Source organism: Gillisia lutea (assembly GCF_021568705.1).
Lineage (GTDB): Bacteria > Bacteroidota > Bacteroidia > Flavobacteriales > Flavobacteriaceae > Gillisia > Gillisia lutea.
Genome location: NZ_JAKGTH010000006.1, coordinates 290,541 through 312,155, shown reverse-complemented (window position 1 = coordinate 312,155; position 21,615 = coordinate 290,541). Strand labels below are relative to the sequence as shown.

At 36.4% G+C, this 21,615-nt stretch carries 19 protein-coding genes and 1 tRNA gene; 12 read left to right on the top strand and 8 right to left on the bottom strand.

Going from position 1 to position 21,615, the window contains the following annotated elements; genetic code table 11:
* Positions 1 to 12 precede the first annotated feature (12 nt).
* Entirely contained in the window at positions 13 to 1,377 is a 1,365-nt protein-coding gene (locus L1I30_RS01405; protein WP_236132459.1) for a TolC family protein, read from the bottom strand.
* Positions 1,377 to 1,988 carry a TetR/AcrR family transcriptional regulator gene (locus tag L1I30_RS01400; RefSeq protein ID WP_236132458.1) on the bottom strand — a complete coding sequence of 204 codons (612 nt, stop codon included), beginning with the start codon at positions 1,986 to 1,988 and terminating at the stop codon, positions 1,377 to 1,379. The genes L1I30_RS01405 and L1I30_RS01400 overlap by 1 nt, the downstream gene beginning before the upstream one ends.
* 138 nt (positions 1,989 to 2,126) lie before the next feature.
* Here L1I30_RS01400 and L1I30_RS01395 point away from each other — a divergent pair, with 138 nt between their 5' ends.
* The 3 genes from L1I30_RS01395 (at position 2,127) to odhB (ending at position 7,486) form a co-directional block, all read left to right on the top strand.
* Complete coding sequence (locus tag L1I30_RS01395) at positions 2,127 to 3,101, top strand: polyprenyl synthetase family protein (protein WP_236132457.1); 975 nt, start codon at positions 2,127 to 2,129, stop codon at positions 3,099 to 3,101.
* A gap of 256 nt (positions 3,102 to 3,357) precedes the next feature.
* Positions 3,358 to 6,135: a 2-oxoglutarate dehydrogenase E1 component gene (locus L1I30_RS01390; RefSeq protein ID WP_236132456.1), complete on the top strand. Its 2,778-nt coding sequence runs from the start codon at positions 3,358 to 3,360 to the stop codon at positions 6,133 to 6,135.
* 82 nt (positions 6,136 to 6,217) lie between these two features.
* Positions 6,218 to 7,486, top strand: a complete 1,269-nt coding sequence (odhB, locus tag L1I30_RS01385) for a 2-oxoglutarate dehydrogenase complex dihydrolipoyllysine-residue succinyltransferase (protein ID WP_236132455.1) — start codon at positions 6,218 to 6,220, stop codon at positions 7,484 to 7,486.
* Between the two features lie 254 nt (positions 7,487 to 7,740).
* Here the strand turns inward: odhB and L1I30_RS01380 are convergent, their stop codons facing one another.
* Positions 7,741 to 8,178, bottom strand: a complete 438-nt coding sequence (locus tag L1I30_RS01380) for a retropepsin-like aspartic protease (protein ID WP_236132454.1) — start codon at positions 8,176 to 8,178, stop codon at positions 7,741 to 7,743.
* Between the two features lie 51 nt (positions 8,179 to 8,229).
* On the opposite strand from L1I30_RS01380, the gene L1I30_RS01375 reads away from it, so the two are divergent.
* From L1I30_RS01375 to L1I30_RS01335, 9 genes are all read left to right on the top strand, one after another.
* Entirely contained in the window at positions 8,230 to 8,997 is a 768-nt protein-coding gene (locus L1I30_RS01375) for a TatD family hydrolase (RefSeq protein ID WP_236132453.1), read from the top strand.
* Positions 8,998 to 9,053: 56 nt separating this feature from the next.
* Positions 9,054 to 10,196 (top strand): 1-acyl-sn-glycerol-3-phosphate acyltransferase, encoded by a 1,143-nt coding sequence (locus L1I30_RS01370; protein WP_236132452.1) that lies wholly within the window; start codon positions 9,054 to 9,056, stop codon positions 10,194 to 10,196.
* Positions 10,180 to 11,208, top strand: a complete 1,029-nt coding sequence (locus L1I30_RS01365) for an asparaginase (protein WP_236132451.1) — start codon at positions 10,180 to 10,182, stop codon at positions 11,206 to 11,208. The genes L1I30_RS01370 and L1I30_RS01365 overlap by 17 nt, the downstream gene beginning before the upstream one ends.
* 71 nt (positions 11,209 to 11,279) lie before the next feature.
* Positions 11,280 to 11,367 (top strand) — tRNA-Ser (locus L1I30_RS01360).
* Positions 11,368 to 11,438: 71 nt separating this feature from the next.
* Positions 11,439 to 12,236 carry a MotA/TolQ/ExbB proton channel family protein gene (locus L1I30_RS01355; RefSeq protein WP_236132450.1) on the top strand — a complete coding sequence of 266 codons (798 nt, stop codon included), beginning with the start codon at positions 11,439 to 11,441 and terminating at the stop codon, positions 12,234 to 12,236.
* Between the two features lie 3 nt (positions 12,237 to 12,239).
* Positions 12,240 to 12,677 (top strand): hypothetical protein, encoded by a 438-nt coding sequence (locus tag L1I30_RS01350; RefSeq protein ID WP_236132449.1) that lies wholly within the window; start codon positions 12,240 to 12,242, stop codon positions 12,675 to 12,677.
* Between the two features lie 3 nt (positions 12,678 to 12,680).
* A complete protein-coding gene (locus L1I30_RS01345) occupies positions 12,681 to 13,289 on the top strand; it encodes an ExbD/TolR family protein (RefSeq protein ID WP_236132448.1) in 609 nt (202 codons plus the stop codon).
* A gap of 33 nt (positions 13,290 to 13,322) precedes the next feature.
* A complete protein-coding gene (locus L1I30_RS01340; RefSeq protein ID WP_236132447.1) occupies positions 13,323 to 13,799 on the top strand; it encodes an ExbD/TolR family protein in 477 nt (158 codons plus the stop codon).
* A 105-nt stretch (positions 13,800 to 13,904) separates the two neighbouring features.
* A complete protein-coding gene (locus L1I30_RS01335) occupies positions 13,905 to 14,606 on the top strand; it encodes a porin family protein (RefSeq protein WP_236132446.1) in 702 nt (233 codons plus the stop codon).
* Here the strand turns inward: L1I30_RS01335 and L1I30_RS01330 are convergent.
* The 5 genes from L1I30_RS01330 to L1I30_RS01310 all read right to left on the bottom strand — a co-directional run bounded on the left by L1I30_RS01330 (position 14,601) and on the right by L1I30_RS01310 (position 21,565).
* A complete protein-coding gene (locus tag L1I30_RS01330) occupies positions 14,601 to 15,206 on the bottom strand; it encodes a hypothetical protein (protein WP_236132445.1) in 606 nt (201 codons plus the stop codon). The genes L1I30_RS01335 and L1I30_RS01330 overlap by 6 nt on opposite strands.
* A complete protein-coding gene (rpoN, locus tag L1I30_RS01325) occupies positions 15,206 to 16,663 on the bottom strand; it encodes an RNA polymerase factor sigma-54 (protein ID WP_236132444.1) in 1,458 nt (485 codons plus the stop codon). The genes L1I30_RS01330 and rpoN overlap by 1 nt, the downstream gene beginning before the upstream one ends.
* A gap of 112 nt (positions 16,664 to 16,775) precedes the next feature.
* The gene (locus tag L1I30_RS01320; RefSeq protein WP_236132443.1) at positions 16,776 to 17,633 is read right to left on the bottom strand and encodes an RluA family pseudouridine synthase; all 858 of its coding nucleotides are present in this window, start codon (positions 17,631 to 17,633) and stop codon (positions 16,776 to 16,778) included.
* 10 nt (positions 17,634 to 17,643) lie between these two features.
* Entirely contained in the window at positions 17,644 to 19,086 is a 1,443-nt protein-coding gene (gene asnS / locus L1I30_RS01315; RefSeq protein ID WP_236132442.1) for an asparagine--tRNA ligase, read from the bottom strand.
* Positions 19,087 to 19,156: 70 nt separating this feature from the next.
* Positions 19,157 to 21,565, bottom strand: coding sequence for an efflux RND transporter permease subunit (locus tag L1I30_RS01310; RefSeq protein WP_236132441.1), 2,409 nt, complete (start codon positions 21,563 to 21,565; stop codon positions 19,157 to 19,159).
* Positions 21,566 to 21,615: the final 50 nt, after the last annotated feature.

Here is a 21,615-nt window from a genome sequence, read left to right as displayed (position 1 = left end):
GATGTTGAAATTTTAGTTTTGTTTTGTGTATTGAGTGGTGTCCAGTAAATTTTCCAGATCCGATTTTTTAGTAATTATTTCCAGCATGGCTTGCAGATAGTTTTGCTGAGCCTGATAGAGTTGTTGCCTGGCTTCACTTAAGTCAAAACTCGAAGCAAGACCTTCAAAAAACTTTATCTGATTCTTATTCTCTATACGTTCCGCCAACGCGAGACTTTTTTTGGTGTTCTCATAATTCTCTAAACTGAACTTATAATCATTTCTTGCAGAAGAGATCTCAAGTTCTACCTGGTTTTTTGTTTGCTCTAATTGTAAAACTGCTTGCTCGTATTGAATCTTTTTTTGTGCTGTTTTGGCGCTTCGCATCCCACTGCTAAAAAGCGGCACATTCAAGCTTACTCCTAGAACCGACTGATCATAATAAATCTGGCTGCTGTTAAAGAATGAAAAGGTATCACTGTTACCCTGTGCCCCATAATTAACAAATGCAGAAAGGGTAGGAAGTGCTTTGGTTTTTTCCAGTTTTACTAAAATTTCAGCCTGATTGGCCTGATCTTCCGCTAATCGGTAATCGATGTTATTCTCTACAGGAATCTCTTTTGATAATAGAAGTAAATCGAAATTATCTACACTTAGTTCATTCAAATTATCGGTTGCCGTAATAGGTTGCTCCACTGGAATACCCATGGTTACCTTCAGCATATCATATGCTATAGCTTGCATTCTAACAGCATTGTTCAAATTTGTTTGTAAACCTAAAAGGGTGATGTTTAGTTGCTCTACTTCCTCCTCCTCGGCGAGACCGTTTTCAAATATTTTTTGAGTATCGTTGAAATTCTTCTCTACTACTTCTAAGTTGCGTTTTAAAATGGACACACTTTCACTGGCAAGAAGAACATTCCCATAAGCATCGGTAATAGCTTGTTTTACCATAAGGTCTGTCTTGACTTTAGAGTTCTCAGAAATCTTCAGCAAAGTTTTAGCAGATTGTACTCCTACTATATAAGAACCATCAAAAATTAACTGATTCCAGGTGGTAGTCGCAGTTAAATTCTGTTTGGTTCCAAATGTCACCGGGGTAAAGGTTCCCGGGGTGCCTCCGGTAATTTCTGCGGGTAATAAAGTAACCTGTTGCACAAGGTTATTTCTATATTCGGCATTCGCGCTTATTTGCGGTAATCCCTGCGCTATTATTTCCCACTTTTGTTTGAGAGCGATGGCTACATCTTTATTGGCTATTTGGGAATTGTAGCTATTATCTAAACCATATATTATAGCTTCTTCCAAAGAAAAAGCCTTTGGGTATGTTTCAAGTGTGTCCTGCGCTACGGCATAGATGCTGCATTGCAGAAATACAATTAGAAAAATCCTTTTCATTAGTTTTTAATTGTTTTATCGTTGATTAATTTGTTAAGTGTTGTTAGCCCCTTTTCGGTTACGATGGCTCTAACATGATATTCCAGATAATTTTCCATTAAAGGAATTACTCCAAAATCTTCAATAGGGAATAGGTTATTGTCTTTAATTCCGGTAATTCCAGCAAAATAGATTCTCGAAATAAAAGGTATAGGGATATCTTTTCTGTAATGGCCGGATGCGATACCGCGTTGTAAATTTTCTACCACGCAATCCTGCATCACCTCAAATTGTTTCTCTCTTAGAACAGCCGCCACTTTTGGGTAATATTTGTTGAGCTGATATAGGGGTGAAGACTTCTCGCTTTTAAGATGCGTTAATGCAAAATTCTTTATCGCGTAGGTCTCTTCCACTACATTAAGCTCTTGTTTACTTATCGCTTTTATTCCGGTAGAAATAGTATCAAAAATATAAAGGGCAGCTGCTTCTACTAATTTAGATTTAGTTGAAAAGTGGGTATATATGGTTTTTTTAGATATTCCTAGCTCATTAGCAATATCGTCCATGGTCACACTTTTAAATCCAATATTTAGAAACATCTCTGCAGCCTTCTCTAAAATCTTTTCTCTCATCTGCTTTCAAATTTCGGGCAAAGGTACATAAGGAAACTTTAAAAACATTAAAAGTTTCCAAAGTATTTCAATTATTTAACATTGCAGTAAAATTTGAATTAGTACCAATTATGGTATTTTAGCCAAAAAATTACATCAATGTTATCAATTTCTCAGTACCGGGAAGCTTTTCTAGATCATTTAAGCGCGAAAATAAAGACAAAAGAACCTGTAAATTTATATGAGCCTATAACATATATATTACAATTAGGTGGGAAACGACTTCGACCGGTGTTGGTGTTGATGAGTGCCGAAATCTTTGATACTTCCTATAAGAAAGCATTGGATGCTGCTTTAGCTATTGAGGTATTTCATAATTTTTCGTTAGTACATGATGACATTATGGATGCAGCTCCTTTAAGAAGGGGGAAAGAGACCGTTCATGAGCGATGGGACCTAAATACGGGAATTCTCTCAGGCGATGCCATGCTTATAAACGCTTATCAGCTCTTTGAAAATTATGAGGGAAACACTTTTAAGGAATTAGCTCAGTTATTTACCGAAACAGCTATTCAGGTTTGTGAGGGACAACAATATGATGTGGATTTTGAAAGTCGGGAAGATGTTGAAGTTGCCGATTATTTGAAAATGATAGAATATAAAACAGCAGTATTGGTGGGAGCATCATTACAGATGGGGGCTATTGTTGCTGGTGCGTCTCAAGAATGCAAAGAAGCGGTATATGAATACGGTCGTCTCTTGGGAATTGCTTTCCAGTTACAGGACGATTACTTAGATGCTTTTGGTGACCCTGAAACTTTTGGAAAGCAGGTAGGAGGAGATATTATCGAGAATAAAAAGACCTTCTTATATCTTATGGCTGTAAAAAATGCTGGACCTGCAGAAGCTAGTCAGTTAGAGCATTTATATAGTATTAATCCATCAGAAACTAGTGGAAAAATAGAAGCGGTTAAACATATTTTTGAAGAAAGCGGAGCTTCACAACTGGCTCGTGAGGAAATTAGAAAATATACCAAAGAAGCATTTGCAGTGCTGGATAAGATAGAATTATCAGAATCAAAGAAAGATCTATTGCGTGAATTTGGCGCTTCTCTTATGGAACGAGAAGTCTAAGTGAAAATCATGATTATTTTCCAGATTGCTTCTGCTTTCAGGTTATTTGAAAAAATCGCATCATTTTTGTTAAAACTTCAAAATGTAAGTGAAGAAATATTCGTTTTTAAGGCTTGAATTGTCAATTACTTAAACGTATGATTCTGTTAAAATTCTTATAATTACCTTTATAAATTTAAGAAATCCTAAGGTCTATAATTTCTAAAAGTTGTATTTTTGCTTTGTTTTACAACAAAAGAAACATTAGTTTCCACTTATGGATAGATTTTCATTTCTTAACGCTGCACATACAGCATATTTCGCTGAACTTTACGACCAATATTTAATAAATCCTGATAGCGTAGAACCTAGCTGGAGAGCTTTTTTTCAAGGTTTCGACTTTGGAATGGAGCAAACTGACTCGGTTTCCTCTGAAGTTTCAAGTGCTTCTTCCAGCTCTTCTGCTTCAGTAGCTCCTGCTGAAATTCCAGAAAATGTTCTGGCAGAATTCCAGGTAGTTCGTTTAATTGACGGGTATCGCACCAGAGGTCATTTATTTACAAAGACCAACCCGGTGAGGGAGCGAAGAAAGTACATGCCTACTTTAGCCTTAGAAAATTTTGGATTGTCTGAGAAGGATCTTGACATCACTTTTAATGCAGGAGAAATTCTGGGGATTGGACCTTCTACCTTAAGGCAGATCGTAAAGCATTTAGAGAAAATTTATTGTAACTCTATAGGTATCGAATATATGTATATTCGTAAACCTGAAGAGATTCAATGGATTCAGCAAAAACTGAACATCAACGATAATCAGCCTGACTTCAGCAGCGAAGAAAAGAAACTGATCCTTTCTAAGTTGAATGATGCAGTATCCTTTGAAAGTTTTCTACACACTAAATATGTAGGGCAAAAAAGGTTCTCATTAGAAGGTAATGAAAGTTTGATTCCTGCCTTAGATACTATTATTGAAAGAGCTGCCGATTTTGGAGTGAAGGATTTTGTGATGGGAATGGCTCACCGTGGAAGATTAAGTACGCTTACCAATATATTTGGAAAGAGCGCAAAGGATATCTTTAGTGAATTTGACGGAAAAGATTACGAGCAGGACATATTTGATGGGGATGTAAAGTATCACTTAGGGTGGACATCTTGCCGTAGAACAAGAAATGGAAAAGAAATAAATATCAATATTGCTCCAAACCCTTCTCACTTAGAAACCGTTGGTGCTGTGGTGGAAGGAATTTCAAGAGCAAAACAGGATAAAAAATATAAAGACGATAATTCTCAGGTTCTTCCAATAATTGTACATGGTGATGCTGCAGTTGCAGGTCAGGGCCTAGTGTACGAAATAGTGCAGATGGCACAATTGGACGGATATAAGACCGGGGGAACCATACATATAGTAGTAAATAACCAAATTGGTTTTACTACCAACTATTTAGATGGTAGATCATCTACATATTGTACCGATGTTGCAAAAGTAACCTTATCTCCGGTTCTTCATGTGAATGCCGATGATGCCGAAGCTGTCGTGCATGCGGTTTTATTCGCTTTAGATTTTAGAATGGAGTTTGGAAGAGATGTTTTTATCGATCTTCTAGGGTATCGAAAATATGGACATAATGAGGGTGATGAGCCAAGATTCACTCAGCCAAAGTTGTATAAAGCAATATCCAAGCATGAGAATCCCAGAGATATCTATGCTGAAAAATTGGTAAATGCCGGAGTAATTGATGAAGGTTATGTTAAGCAATTAGAAGCGACCTATAAAGCTAAGCTTGAAGAGGAACTAGAGGATTCGAGAAAAGAAGATACAACCAGAATTACTCCTTTCATGCAAGATGAATGGGAAGGTTTTGAGAATGTTCAGGAAGATGTAATGATGGAGCAAGTGGATACCACAGTTTCCATAGACAAACTAACTACTGTAGCTGAAACTATCACACAATTACCAAAAGATAAGAAGTTCTTAAGAAAGATATCAAGGTTAATAGAAGGTAGACATTCAATGTTCTTTGAAGATAATAAGTTAGACTGGGCGATGGCCGAATTGCTGGCTTATGGAACTTTGATGCAAGAAGGATACAACGTTCGAATGAGCGGACAAGATGTGGAAAGAGGAACTTTTTCACACCGTCATGCGGTTGTGAAAGTGGAAGATAATGAAGAAGAATTTATTTTGCATAATAGTATCCCAGATAAGAAAGGAGAATTCCATATCTATAATTCATTGCTTTCAGAGTATGGAGTAGTTGGATTCGATTATGGTTACGCTATGGCAAGTCCAAAAACGCTAACCATATGGGAAGCTCAGTTCGGAGATTTTGTGAACGGAGCTCAGATCATGATCGATCAGTATATTTCTGCAGCAGAAGACAAGTGGAAATTGCAAAATGGATTGGTGATGTTGTTGCCTCACGGATATGAAGGGCAAGGAGCAGAGCACTCCTCAGGGAGAATGGAGCGATTCTTACAGCTTTGTGCGAAGGATAATATGTTTGTTGCTGATGTTACCACACCGGCTAACATGTTCCACTTATTGAGAAGACAAATGAAGGTAAATTACAGAAAACCTTTAATTATATTTACACCAAAAAGTTTACTAAGACACCCAAAGGTGATTTCGACTAAAGAAGAATTTGCAGAGGGAAGTTTCCAAACTTTATTAGATGATCCTATTGCCAATGTAGATAAGGTAAAATCTCTTGTATTTTGTACAGGTAAATTTTACTACGATTTATTAGATAGAAAAGAGGAAAGTAATAGAGAAGATGTTGCATTAGTTAGAATAGAGCAGTTATTCCCATTACCTTCAGAGAAGATCAATCAGATCATTGAAAAATATAAAAATGCTGATGATGTGGTTTGGGCTCAGGAAGAGCCAAGAAACATGGGGGCATATAGTCATTTGCTGTTACATTTAGAAGAAGCTAAGAATTTCAGAGTATGTAGTCGAAGATTCTATGGTTCGCCTGCAGCAGGAAGCTCAGTAAGGTTCAAGAAGCGTCACGAAAAAGTAATTGAAAGTGTTTTTGACAAAACAATGGTTTAGTCAGATACAAAAATAGAGATAATAAAAAATAAACCCTTTTTGTAAAAACAAGAAGAACCAATAAAAATAAAACAAGAAGATCATGGCTTTAGAAATGAAAGTTCCTTCTCCGGGAGAATCGATCACAGAGGTTGAAATAGCTCAATGGCTGGTAGAAGATGGAGATTACGTAGAAAAAGATCAGGCGATTGCAGAAGTTGATAGTGATAAAGCAACTCTTGAACTTCCGGCTGAAGCAAGCGGAATCATCACTCTTAAAGCTGAAGAAGGTGATGCTGTGGCAGTTGGTGCGGTTGTGTGCTTAATTGATACTGATGCTCCAAAACCGGGAGGTGGCGATAAAGCTAAATCGGCAGAAGAGGAAGTTAAAGAAGATAGAAAAGAAGCGGCTAAAGCTGAAAGTGAAAAAGCTGAAGCTAAAGCGGAAACTCCTTCAAAATCTTCAACTCCAGCTCAACAACAGGATAAGACCTATGCAACTGGAAGCCCTTCTCCTGCAGCAAAGAAAATTCTTGATGAAAAAGGAATCGATTCTAAATCGGTAACTGGTTCAGGTCGTAATGGTAGAATTACTAAAGATGATGCTGTGCAGGCAAAAGCCTCTATGGGAACTCCTGGAACAGGAAAACGAGGAGAAGACAGGAAGAAAATGTCTATGCTTCGAAGAAAAGTTGCAGAACGTTTGGTGAGTGCAAAGAATGAAACAGCTATGCTTACTACTTTTAATGAGGTGGATATGTCGGCTATTTTTTCTTTGCGGAAACAATATAAAGATGAGTTCAAAAATAAGCACGGAGTTGGATTAGGATTTATGTCCTTCTTTACACTGGCTGTAGTAAGAGCTTTAGAGCTTTATCCTGATGTGAACTCTATGATTGATGGAGATTATCAAATAAAATACGATTATAAAGATATAAGTATTGCTGTTTCAGGTCCTAAGGGATTAATGGTGCCGGTAATGAGAAATGTTGAAAACCTTGGGTTTAGAGGTGTAGAAGATGAAGTGAAGCGACTTGCAATTCGTGCGCGTGACGGAAAGATCACTGTTGATGAAATGACGGGCGGGACATTTACTATTTCTAATGGAGGTGTATTCGGATCTATGTTATCAACTCCTATTATTAATCCTCCTCAAAGCGGAATTCTTGGAATGCACAATATTGTGGAAAGACCAGTTGCTATTGATGGACACGTTGAGATTAGACCAATAATGTATGTAGCACTTTCTTATGATCATAGAGTAATTGATGGTAGGGAATCTGTAGGATTCTTGGTAGCAGTTAAAGAAGCACTTGAAAATCCGCAAGAATTACTAATGGATAATGATGTTAAGAGAGCATTGGAACTATAGTGTTCGCTTAAAACTTAAAATTAATAAGGGCAACAATTTTTAAATTGTTGCCCTTATTTTTTTGGTTGGCTCAATTAATCAAAATAATAAAACCAGTGTCAAAATGTTTAAAAGCAGAATACCAATAACCGCCAATGATAACATGATCATGAGGAAATGGTTTAGTGTTTTATTTTTAACAGTCAGATTCATTACTCCAAATATAGAGTTATAAAATCCGGTTTTAAATGGGGAAATTTCCCCAATTTTCGATTTTACTTTAAATAAAGTGCTTTGTTTTTGTAATCGATAACTGCTCGGCCTTTTTTCAAAATGTCTGCTCCTATAATACCATGCACCTTTTCTGCCTTATGGTTTACTAGTGCTTCATTCACATGTCTTAAGTCGAAAAGAACCAGGTCCAGTTTTTTCATTTTCCAGCTTCCTACTTCTAAGATAGTTTTTTCGGCAATTTGCGTAAGCATGTTGTTGGCGCCGGCTCCAGCCGCTCTTACAGCGCTGTCTGTAGCAACTAATTTAAAGTGTTCTACACTGTCAAAACCAACGCAAGTGCTGGATGCCCCGGTGTCTAAAATAAAGTTGCCTTTAATTTTATTGATTTTAGCAACTAGTTCAAAATGATTTGTGGAGGTGTATTTAAGCTTTATGCGTTGAAAACCTTTTTCTTCTAATAACTTTCTCAGGGTCGACATTCTTTTAGTTTTGTCAAAGATAGGTGTATAAAATAAATTATTTTTGCATTTATGATTTTAACAGATACACATACTCACTTGTATAGTGAGAAGTTCGATACTGATAGGGAAGAAGTGATAAACAAAGCCATCGCGCTTGGTGTTACCAGATTTTTTATTCCTGCAATAGACTCGACATATACACAGGCTATGTATAATTTGGAAAAACAATTTCCAGAGCATGTTTTTTTAATGATGGGCTTGCATCCTACCTCGGTAGATGATAATTTCGAAGAAGAACTAAAGCATGTAGAGGAAGAGTTTCAAAAAAGAAAATTCTATGCAGTAGGGGAAATTGGGATCGATCTTTATTGGGATAAAACATTGTTAGAGCAGCAGCAAATTGCTTTTAAGAAGCAAATTCAACTTGCTAAAAAATATAAGTTGCCCATAGTGATTCACTGTAGAGATGCTTTTAATGAGGTTTTTGAAGTGCTGGAAACTGAAAAAGGTGAAGACCTATTCGGGATTTTTCATTGTTTTACCGGGAGTCTGGAACAGGCTAAAAAGGCCATTTCCTATAATATGAAACTTGGGATTGGGGGAGTGGTGACATTTAAAAATGGAGGAATTGATAAATTTTTAAATGAGATCCCTCTGGAATATATTGTTTTGGAAACAGATGCCCCATATTTAGCTCCTGCACCTTATAGAGGAAAAAGAAATGAAAGCTCGTATGTAGAATTTGTTGCTAAAAAGCTAGCAGAGATATATGATGTTGAAATGGAGGAAATAGCAAGGGTAACCACTGAAAACTCAAAAGATATATTTGGGGTGTAATACAGGTATTTAATATTAAATTTTGTTCATTTGTCAAGCTAAGTTAAAAAATACACGTGTCAAACTTTGAAGAAATAAGATTTTACCATGATGAAGAAGTGCAAGATGCACTCTCTCAGTATATTAATCATCCCATGGTAAAAGCATTGCTCCAATTCACTTTTCCGGAAAAATCTTTTGAAGAGATCAAGGAGATTGTAAGTGAGTGTAATTCTATACGCGATTTCCAAACCAAAATCATTTATAATTCAGTTAAAATGGTGTTGGAGAAAAGTTCTGAAGGTCTTACCTATAGTGGTTTTGATAAACTGAAAAGTGACGAATCCTATATGTTTATCTCTAATCATAGGGATATTATACTGGATACCAGTTTGCTTAACTGTGCTTTATATGAGCAAAATCTTATAATGACAGCTTCGGCAATTGGTGATAATTTAGTGAAGAAGCCATTTTTAATGCTTCTTTCGAAAATTAACAGAAATTTTCTAGTGCAGCGGGGGTTGAGTCCGCGGGAAATGCTCCGCAGTTCCCAAAACCTATCCGAATATATTAAGCATTTATTGCTTGAGGAGAATCGGTCGGTATGGATGGCGCAGCGTGAAGGTAGAACTAAAGACGGTAATGATGTTACCCAGCAAGGTGTGTTAAAAATGCTGGCAATGGCTAAGGGAGATCTTAGTATAACCGAATACTTTTCAAAAATTAAGATCGTTCCTGTGGCAATTTCATATGAGTTTGATCCTACCGATGTGTTGAAAATGCCTGAATTGATGGCAAAACGTATGGAAGAGACTTACACTAAATCTGCACACGAAGATTTCAATTCTATATTAAAAGGTGCTTTAGGTAATAAAGGGCGAATTCATATCAAGGCTGGAGAAGTGCTGGATAAAGCTTGGTTTGAGCAGTTGGAGGGTACAGAAATTTCGGTGAACGATCAGTTAAAAGAAATAGCAGCAGCCATAGATCGTAAAATTCATAAGAATTATAAGTTGTGGCCGGCAAATTATATTGCATGTGATTTGCTTAACAATAACGAGGCTCACGGTCAGCATTATACTAAAAAGGAGAAGCGTCAGTTTGAAAGACGTTTAACCAGAAGAGTAGATTTTAAAAATTCATTAGAAGTAAATAGTTACTTATTAATGTATGCAAATCCTGTAATTAACCTAGAAGCTTTGAATGAAAACAAAGTCTAACATCTTATTGATCTATACCGGTGGTACCATTGGTATGATTAAGGATTTTGATACAGGAGCTTTAAAAGCGTTCAACTTTAGTGAGTTATTACAAAATATTCCCGAGCTCAAATTGTTAGAGCATACTATAGACACCATAAGCTTCGAAGATCCAATAGACTCATCTAATATGAATCCGGCCTACTGGATTCAAATAGCTCAAATAATTGAAGATAGATTTGAACAATATGATGGGTTTGTTGTGTTGCATGGAAGTGATACTATGAGCTATTCGGCATCTGCTTTAAGCTTTATGTTCGAAAACTTGACCAAGCCTATCATTTTTACTGGATCTCAGTTGCCCATTGGAGATCTAAGAACCGATGCTAAGGAAAATCTTATTACAAGTATTCAAATTGCAGGTTTACAAAAACAGGGGAGACCGGTTATTTCGGAAGTAGGCTTGTATTTCGAGTATAAATTATACCGGGCAAACAGAACTACCAAGATAAATGCGGAACATTTTCAGGCATTTTCATCCATGAATTTTCCTCCGTTAGCAGAATCTGGGGTGCATCTTTCAGTAAATTATAACGCACTTTGGAAAACCAATCGCAGGAAAAAGACAAAACTGCATACTAATTTCAATGACGATGTGCTTGTTTTGAAAATGTTTCCGGGGATAAGTGAAAGTACCGTAGATCATATTCTTTCAAAAAAGAATTTAAAAGGAATTGTTCTTGAAACCTATGGTAGTGGAAATGCACCTACCGATGCCTGGTTTATAAATCTATTGAAGAAACACATTTCCAATGGTTTAGTGGTGGTGAATGTCACTCAGTGTGTAGCTGGAAGCGTTGCAATGGGCCAATATGAAACCAGTACACAACTTAAAAAAATAGGAGTCGTTTCCGGTAAAGATATCACCACAGAGGCTGCTGTAGCAAAATTGATGTATCTTTTAGGAAAAGAGTTATCATCTAAAGTATTTAAAACTATCTTTGAGACTTCCCTGCGTGGGGAAATGTTATAAAATTAACGATTCTAATTTGATGGTGAACATTTTTTTTTGTTATTTGGCGCACCAATTTAGAATTACTTAATAGAGAGGTGGCCGAGTGGTCGAAGGCGCACGCCTGGAAAGTGTGTATACGCCAAAAGCGTATCGAGGGTTCGAATCCCTTCCTCTCTGCAAAGTATTTTTAATAAAAAAATATTTTTATATCTTTAACCCTTTAACTAATTAATTTAAGACAAACAGTAATGAAAAGATTATTTTCAACTTTGGTAATCGCTTCGATTATGTTATTTGGAGCCGCAAAAGTAAATGCGACAAACTATGTGAATACACTGCCAAATACCATCGTAAATTTTGTTCAAGATGACGAAGCAGCCCTCGACGTACAAGAGGAAGAATCTTTAGGTTTTCACCAAGAACTTAAAAAACGTTTTATAGAAGGAGGAGCCGGATTTATGGGGATCGTTCTTTTATGTTTAATTCTTGGTTTGGCCATCGCCATAGAGAGAATTATCTTTTTAAACCTTTCTACTACTAACACTAAGAAGTTAGCACAAGATGTAGAAGATGCATTAAACAGCGGTGGAATTGAAGCAGCTAAGGAAGTTTGTAGAAATACAAAAGGACCTGTAGCTTCTATTTACTACCAAGGTTTAGATCGTGCAGACGAGAGCATTGAAGCAGCTGAAAAAGCTGTTGTTGCTTACGGAGGTGTGCAAATGGGACAATTAGAGAAAAACGTATCTTGGGTTTCTTTATTTATCGCTTTAGCTCCTATGCTTGGTTTCATGGGTACTGTAATCGGGATGATTCAGGCTTTTGATAAGATTGAAGCAGCAGGAGATATGCAGCCATCTTTGGTAGCAGGAGGTATTAAAGTAGCACTTCTTACCACAGTATTTGGTTTGATCGTTGCAATTATACTTCAGGTTTTCTACAACTATATCATCGCTAAAATTGATAGTATCGTTAACGATATGGAAGATGCTTCTATCACTTTAATTGATATGCTTGTTGATTACAAAAACAGAAAAAGAATCTAAGAAATGAATGTACATAAAATATTAAAATACATAGCGCTGGTTATTGGCGTAATAGGTCTTATCCTTTTGGGAAGAATTATTATGGCTGGTGATGATGCAATTGACGCTTCGGCCGATTTGCAGAGTAGCATGCTAGATCCAATGATGTACGTTACTTATATAGTGTTTGCAATAACATTAGTAATTGTAGCATTCTTTGTGATCAAAGGATTGTTTAGTGGAAACATTAAGAATACGCTTATTTCAGTTGGAGCTTTTGCTTTAATCGTTGTTGTGGCGTATGTTCTTACCGATGGAACTCAATTGGAATTAAAAGACGGTACAACCTTATCTGCAAGTGGAGATCACTGGGTAGGTGCTGGATTGGTTGTTTTTTATATCCTTGCAATTATTGCCGTTGGAGCAATGGTTCTTTCTGGGATCAGAAAATTAATAAAATAAATTATGGCTAAAAGATCAGCGCCAGAAGTTAATGCCGGTTCTATGGCCGATATAGCATTCTTGCTATTAATTTTCTTCTTGGTAACTACAACAATTGAGACCGATAGGGGAATCAGCCGTAAATTGCCCCCTATACAAGACGAGAATGTGGAGCCTCCGGTTATTAAGCAAAAGAACATTTTTACTGTTATTGTTAATAGAAACAATGATTTACTAGTAGAAGATGAGCTAATGCAACTGAAGGATCTGCGTAAAGCTGCAATGGACTTTTTAGATAATGGTGCAGGAACAGGAGACGACGCGTGTACTTACTGTCAGGGTGCAAAAGACCCTACTTCTTCTGATAATCCTGAAAAAGCTATTATTTCTTTAGTGAACGATCGTAAGACAGAATATAGAACTTATATTTCTGTTCAGAACGAATTGGTAGCTGCCTATAATATGTTGAGAAATAGAGAAGCTCGAAGAATGTACGGTAAAGATTTTACCGAGATGGAAGGGAATCTTAACGATCCTAACTTTAAAGGTAATAAAGCCCAGTTAGAGGAACGTGTTAATACAATCAAGGAGATGTATCCTCAAAAATTATCTGAGGCAGAACCTAAAGGTTAGTAGCATTAAGAACAATAAAATTTAAATCAAGATATGTCTAAATTTAAAAAGAAAAAAGGTGGTGAGTTACCGGCTATTAGTACGGCCTCTCTTCCGGATATCGTTTTTATGCTGCTCTTCTTTTTTATGGTTGCTACGGTAATGCGTCAAAATACCTTAATGGTACAAAACAAATTGCCTTATGCCGATCAGGTAGAAAAGCTGGATAAAAAAGATTTGGTGATGTATATCTATGCAGGTAAACCAAGTCCGCGTTATCAACAAAGTGCAGGGACAGAAGCTCGTATACAGTTAAACGATAAATTTGCTAAAGTTTCTGAAGTACAACAATTCATTTATGCTGAAAGAGAATCTAAGCGTGAAGAATTGGTTCCATATTTAACTACTGCTTTAAAAGTAGATGTTGAAACCAATATGGGATTAGTTTCAGATATCAAACAAGAACTTCGTAAAGCTGAAGCACTTAAAATAAACTATACTACCCGTACCGGGGAAGTAAGTAAGAATTAAATAATTTAATTACTGTTTATAAAAACATCCCTCTCGTTTAGTTACGGGAGGGATGTTTTTTTATATTTATAAACCTTTGTTGATATATAAACTACCAATAATCTAATGAGAATAATCTTCTTTCTTTTATTATTTATCAGCTTCGGAAGCTTCGCGTATGCTCAAGATGATAAAGACTCCATTCCCGCGGTTGTAGACAGTCTTTATAGAGAAGATCAGTTCTATGTAGGACTTACATTTCATCTTTTGAGCGATCTGCCGGAAACAGTGTCGCAGTCCAGTTTTTCAGGAGGTTTACATTTAGGCTTTATCAGAGATTTTCCAATAAATAAAAGAAGAAATGTCGCTATAGGTGCTGGTCTTGGTTGGTCTATAAATACGTATGGACAGGAATTATTTATTGGTGAAGATGATGCTGGTAACACTATTTTTAGAAATTTGAGGGATCCTGAAGTGGATTATGATACCAATCGTTTTACCACGCAATTAATCGAAGCTCCATTGGAGTTTCGCTGGCGCAGCTCTACGGCTGATTCTTATAAGTTCTGGAGAGTTTATACGGGGCTACGCTTAGGTTATGTCTATCACTTTAAATCAGTCTTTAAACAGCCTGGTAATAAGGTTACTCAAACCGAACTTCCGGAATTAGATAGGTTTAGAATTGGTACTACATTTACCTTTGGTTACAATACTTTCAATTTTCATATTTATTATAGCCTAAATCCATTCTTTAAGGATGCTACATTAAATGATTCGGAAATAGGAATTACCACTTTCAAAGTGGGCTTAATGTTCTATATTTTATAGCCAGTAATTAAAAACGATAATTTGTGGGAGAAGCCCAATAAAAAATCCTGCAAACAATTCGGTTACTGTATGTGCTTTTAGTTGAAGTCGGGAAGTGGCGGTGAGGCCTAAGGCTACAATTGTTAGAGCAATAAAATATATAAGGTTTAGCTTGAAATAAATACTCATGGCTATAACGAACATAAGAAACCCGCTGTGTCCAATCATATGTAAGCTTACTTTAAACTTTAGCCAGGCTAAAATAAAGGCTGTTAGAATGGAAAATAATATACCAACAAAAAAATAATATAATACTGGGTAATTATAAACATTCAGAATTTGGTATAAATTTAAGCCTAAGAGTAAGATATAAAAGAAAAGTGGCCATCTTCTTTCTTTCACATCTTTTAAAAAGAATGACGATGCTTTACCTAAATTCTTGAGGAGATAATAAAAAACGATGGGAATAAAAAGCGTTGTAATGGCTATGGCCAGAAGTTTTGCTTTTATAAGAGGTAGGGGAAAGAATCTTGGAGAAAATGTGAAATAAAACAAGGTTCCTAAAAATGGCATCCATAGTGGATGAAAGATATAGGAGGCACTTTTTATTAAAGCCTTCATTAAATTTCTTTTCTCATTCTTGCTACTGGTATATCGAGTTGTTCTCTGTATTTTGCCACGGTTCTTCGTGCAATAGGATAGCCTTTCTCCTTAAGCAACTTAGCTAACTTATCATCGGTTAGAGGTTTTCTTTTGTCTTCTTCCTCAATTGATATCTCTAAGATCTTCTTAATCTCTCTTGTAGAAACATCCTCTCCCTGTACGTTCTTCATAGATTCGGAAAAGAACTCTTTTATAAGTTTGGTTCCGTATGGAGTATCTACATATTTGCTATTTGCAACTCGGGAAACTGTAGAAACATCCATGCCTATTTCATCGGCTATATCCTTTAAGATCATAGGTCTTAAATTGCGTTCATCCCCTGTAAGAAAATATTCTTTCTGATAGTTCATGATGGCGCTCATAGTAATCATTAACGTTTGCTGGCGCTGTTTTATGGCTTCTATAAACCATTTAGCTGAATCCAGTTTTTGTTTAATAAACATCACGGCATCTTTCTGGGCCTTGGTCTTTTCCTTAGATTCTTTGTAACCTTTCAGCATATTGTTATAATCATTGGAAATATGCATTTCCGGCGCATTTCTGCTATTTAAGGATAGCTCAAGTTCCCCATCAACAATTTTGATGGTAAAATCGGGAATCACATGCTCCACCATTCTCATGTTTCCTGAGAACGTCCCTCCTGGTTTAGGGTTTAAATGCTCTATAACATCAATAGCCTCACGCAGCTCATCCTCAGAAATGTCGTGTTTGCTTAACAATTTGGAATAATGCTTCTTGCTGAAATGATCAAATGATTTCTCTAAAAGGTCTGTTGCTAAAGAAACCTTTTTGGTTGGCTCCTTTCTATTTAACTGAAGAAGTAAACATTCTTGTAAAGATCTGGCGCCAACCCCAGCCGGATCTAGTTCTTGTACCTTTTTAAGGACTTTGAGAACAGTTTCTTCATCTGTATAGATATTTTGAGTAAAGGCCAGATCATCTACTATATCTTGAATGCTTCTTCTTATATAGCCACTTTCATCAACGCTTCCAACAAGAAATTCAGCTATTTCTTTTTCAGCTTCATTTAATCGAAAAGTGCTTAGCTGAGATTTTAAATGTTGAGAGAAAGAAGTTCCAGAGGCGTATGGCACCTGTTTATCTTCATCGTCTGCGCTATAGTTGTTTGCCTGAAGTCTATACTCAGGAATCTCATCATCACTCAAATAATCATCCACATCGATTTCAGATTCTTTTGAATCATCATACTCATTCTCATACTCATCATTCGAGAATTCATCATCAAACTCGGCATCCAGATCTTCCTTTCCGTCCTCGAGCGCAGGGTTTTCTTCCAGTTCCTGCTTTATACGCTGTTCAAAGGCTTGTGTAGGTAGCTGGATAAGCTTCATCAACTGGATTTGTTGAGGAGATAGCTTTTGAGATAATTTAAAATTTAATTGCTGTTTTAGCATATATGGTTGATTGCACTAATCTAGTATAACAAAAATAAGCAAAAACAATGCTAAACTTGCTTTGGCATTAAAGATGCTTTTGATAAATTTTTGTTAAGAAGTAAGATGATGCTTAAAAAGAGATTGCTTTTTTAAATTTTGCCGGTAAATCTATGCTGAAAGTCAGCTCTTTATAATGTATAGGGTGATTTAGTTTTAAACCTACTGCTGCTAAAAACAATCCTTTATTTTTAAAATCATTTTCGTTGTTAGCGTACTGTTTTTCACCCACAATAGGAAAATTATGTGAAGCTAAATGTATTCTGAGTTGATGCGTTCTTCCGGTTTCAGGACTGAGTTCAACGAGAGAATATTCTTGGTCTTTAAAGTTAAAGTGACGAAGGGTCTTTAATTTAGTTAAAGCAGACTTCTCGTCAATATTAGTTGTTAGCGATAATGTTTCAGGGGTGTGACCATGTACGAGAGCTACGTAGATCTTTCGAATTTCCTTAGTTTCAAAATAAGAATTTAAAGTGATTTGTGCCGCTCGGGTTTTAGCGATAGCCAATAATCCACTGGTAGGATTATCTAATCGATGCACCGGCAACGGGTAAGGAAGTGCATCTTGCTTATTGCTTTTCTCTAAGTTGAAAGGAAGCGCATTTTCTATAGTTTTGAAGTAATTTCCACTGGTAGGATAACCTGATGGTTTATTAACTATCGCGAAATACTCATCTTCGAAGATCACTTCCAGTTTAAGTTGAAAGATCTTTTTGGGGCTTACCTTTTGCTGTAAAAGTTCAATTTTTTGATTTTCCTTTACCCAATCGGAAGTTTGAGCAATTTTACCATCAATAAGAATTTCTTCTCGTTTTATGGCCTTTTTAATGCCACTCTTGGTGGTGATGGCATAAAATATACCAGGCGCATATTCCTGCAATCGAATTTCTTTATCCATTGCAGGAACTATATGCGTTTCCAGTACTTTCACGTGTGTAGAATTAAAATTCAGCGTTTTGTGGGGTACGAGGAAATGGGATCACGTCTCTAATATTGGCCATTCCAGTTACAAATAACACAAGTCTTTCAAATCCGAGACCAAATCCGCTATGTACACAGGTTCCAAATCTTCTGGTGTCTAAATACCACCAAAGTTCTTTTTCATCGATATCTAAGGCTTTCATTTTATCCTGTAACACATCCAGACGCTCTTCTCTTTGAGAACCTCCAACAATTTCTCCAATTCCAGGGAAAAGGATATCCATTGCGCGAACTGTCTTTCCATCTTCATTTAAGCGCATGTAAAAGGCTTTGATGTTTGCCGGATAATCAAATAATATCACAGGGCATTTAAAGTGTTTTTCAACTAGAAAACGCTCGTGCTCGCTCTGTAGATCGGCTCCCCATTCTTCAATAGGATATTGGAATTTCTTTTTCTTATTTGGTTTCGAGTTCTTAAGGATGTCTATAGCCTCGGTATAACTAACTCTTTTAAAATTATTCTCTGTAACAAATTCCAGTTTTTTGAGCAGGCTCATTTCGCTACGCTCATCCATTGGTTTTGTTTTCTCTTCGTTTTCTAATCTAGTCTCAAGAAATGCAAGATCATCCTTACAATTCTCCAATACGTAGTTTACCACGTATTTAATGAAATCTTCCGCAAGATCCATATTGGCATCTAGATCGTTAAAAGCCACTTCTGGCTCTATCATCCAGAATTCGGCTAAATGACGAGAGGTGTTAGAGTTTTCAGCTCTAAAAGTAGGACCAAAGGTATACACCTGCCCAAGTGCTAAAGCGAAAGTTTCAGCCTCTAATTGGCCGGAAACAGTAAGATTTGTCTCTTTTCCAAAGAAATCTTTTTTAAAATCGATTTCGCCATCTTCCGTTTTAGGAGGATTTTTCAAGTCTAAAGCTGTTACTTTAAACATTTCTCCAGCCCCTTCAGCATCACTACCTGTGATAATGGGAGTGTTTACATAGTGAAAATTGTTTTGCTGAAAATAACTATGTACTGCAAAAGATAGCTTGCTACGCACACGCATAACAGCTCCAAAGGTGTTGGTTCGCACTCTTAGGTGTGCTTGTTCTCTTAACTTTTCCAGACTGTGGCGTTTTGGGGAGAGAATGGTGAGTTTTACTTCTTCAGGATTTGCGTCTCCTAAAATTTCTACCGATTTCACTTCCACTTCAACGCTTTGCTGACTTCCTAAACTTTCCTTTAAGGTACCGGTAATCTTTACGGCTGCACCAACCGTAATTCGCTTAAGAATTTCTTCTTTAGTATTTTCAAAATCTATAACACATTGTAAATTATTGATGGTAGAGCCGTCATTAACCGCTATAAAACGATTACTTCTAAAAGAACGTACCCATCCTTTAACTTCAACTTCCTGTAAAAATTGATTGCTGTTAAGCAATTCAGCAATTTTAGCTTTTATCATTTTGTTTAGATTTTTATAGATTCAAAGATAAATCTTACTTGTTAGCTTAGCAAGATTGTCTTTTTGATTTTTATTTATCGGTTATATTAATATCATCTTCCTCTTCATCCGGAATAATTTGCATTGCCGGCTCTTTCAAGGTCTCCTTATTGGCAATACTCTTTTCCAAAGAAAGTAAAAGTGAAGGTAGGAGCAATAAGTTAGAAAGCATTGCGAAAAGCAGGGTTGCCGATACTAAGCCTCCTAAGGCTACCGTACCACCAAAACTACTTATCATAAATACTGAAAATCCGAAGAATAGCACAATAGAAGTGTAAAACATACTTACTCCGGTTTCTTTTAATGCGGCGTATACCGATCGTTTTATCTTCCAGTCGTTTGCCTTTAGTTCCTGCCTATACTTGGCAAGAAAATGTATGGTGTCGTCTACCGATATTCCAAAAGCGATACTAAACACTAGGATAGTAGATGGTTTAATAGGTACTCCTAAAAAGCCCATCATCCCGGCAGTAACCAAAAGAGGTAATAGGTTTGGAATAAGTGATATTAGTATCATTCTAAACGAACGGAACATCCATGCCATAAGCATTGCTATTAGAACAATGGCCAACGATAACGAGACCACAAGATTCTTCACTAAATAAGTAGTTCCTTTTTGAAAGATCAAGGCTTTTCCTGTCATGGATATCTCAAAGCGTTCCGGGGGGAAGATCTTATTTATTTGAGGCCATAGATTTTCTTCGATACGCTCCATTTCATCGGTTCCAATATCCTTCATAAAGGTTGTCATTCGCGCATATCTACCTGTAGAATCTACATAGGAGTTTAATAGATTACCACCTTCAGAAGAAATTCCTTTTAAATAAGGAGCAATGAAATTCTGTTCTTGCGAAGTAGGGAGCTGATAGTATTTTGGGTTTCCGTTATAATATGCTTGTTTTGAGTACTTCGCAAGCCTTACAACTGATAGAGGTGCAGATAATTCGGGAACCTCGGTAATGGCAGTTTCCAAAGACTCCATCTTCTTGAGAGTGGAAAGTTTTAATGCACCTTTAGGGCGTTTGGTATCTATAAGTATTTCAAGTGGCATTACCCCATTAAATTCTTCTTCAAAAAATTCGATATCCTTGAAGAAGCCAGCATTTTGTGGCATATCCTCCAACAAGCTTCCCGAGATCTTGATAGAATAGATTCCAATAATACTCAATGCCAAAAGAATTACCGAAGAAATATAAATAGTAATTCTTCTATGTCTTACCATATTTTCTATCCAGTCCACAAAGCCACCTATCCATTTTTTATTAAGGTGTTTCAGGTGCTTGTCCTTAGGCAATCGCATGTAACTGTATATAACAGGAATTATTACCAGACTTAATATGAAGATGGCAATTATATTTATAGAAGCTACAATACCAAATTCTTTTAGCAGCTTGCTGTCGGTTAAAATGAAAGTTGCGAATCCGGAAGCGGTAGTCACATTGGTAAGGAGAGTTGCATTTCCAACTTTAGAAATAACTCGCTGCAATGATTTTGCCTGATTTCCATGATTTTTTATCTCCTGCTGATATTTATTGATAAGAAAAATACAATTAGGAATTCCAATTACAATAATGAGGGGAGGTATGAGTGCTGTAAGAACTGTAATTTCATAATGCAACAACCCGATAACTCCAAATGCCCACATTACCCCAATGAGAACAGTAATCATCGAAATTAATGTAGCTCTAAAGGAACGGAAGAAGAAAAAGAAGATGAGGGAGGTAACAAGAAGTGCCCCTCCAATAAAAAGTCCAATTTCATCAATGATATTTTGAGAATTCAGCGTTCTTATATATGGCATTCCAGAAACGTAGACATTAATATTATTGTCTTTTTCAAACTTCTCAATTAAAGGTTTCAACTCTTCTATTACAAAGGTTTTTCGCTCTTTGGAGTTAACGATGTCTTCATTGATATATAAAGCCGTTTGCACGGTATTGGAATTGGAACTATAAACTAAATTCTCATAAAAAGGCAGTTTATTAAAAAGCTCGTCCTGATATGCTGCAACTTGGGCGCTATCCCATTTTTTCTCATTTATGAGAGGGACCATTTCAAAACGCTTTGGTTTGTTGAACTTTTGAAGTTTCTTTAGGTTACCTAGAGAGATAACATGATCTACCTCGCTGTAACTGCTTAATTTCTTAGTAAGCGTGTTCCAGGCAGTAAACTTTTCCGGAGTGAAAAGAGTAGAATCGTTTACGGCAATTACTATTAAATTTCCTTCTTCTCCAAACTTATCAAGAAAGTCATTATAGACCATATTGAACTTATCGTCATCCGGTAATAAGTTTGCTTCGGTGTAAGAAAATCTCATATTTTGCCACTGGGAAGCTAAAAAAATAGTGATTCCTATTATAATGGCAATAATAGTAAGCCTATTCCGAAGAATTACACGAGCGATGGAATTCCAAAATCCAAAACTGAATATTTTTGACATGGCTGATTTTTAAGCGAGTGCAAAGGTATAAAAAGGCCCGGTATTAATTG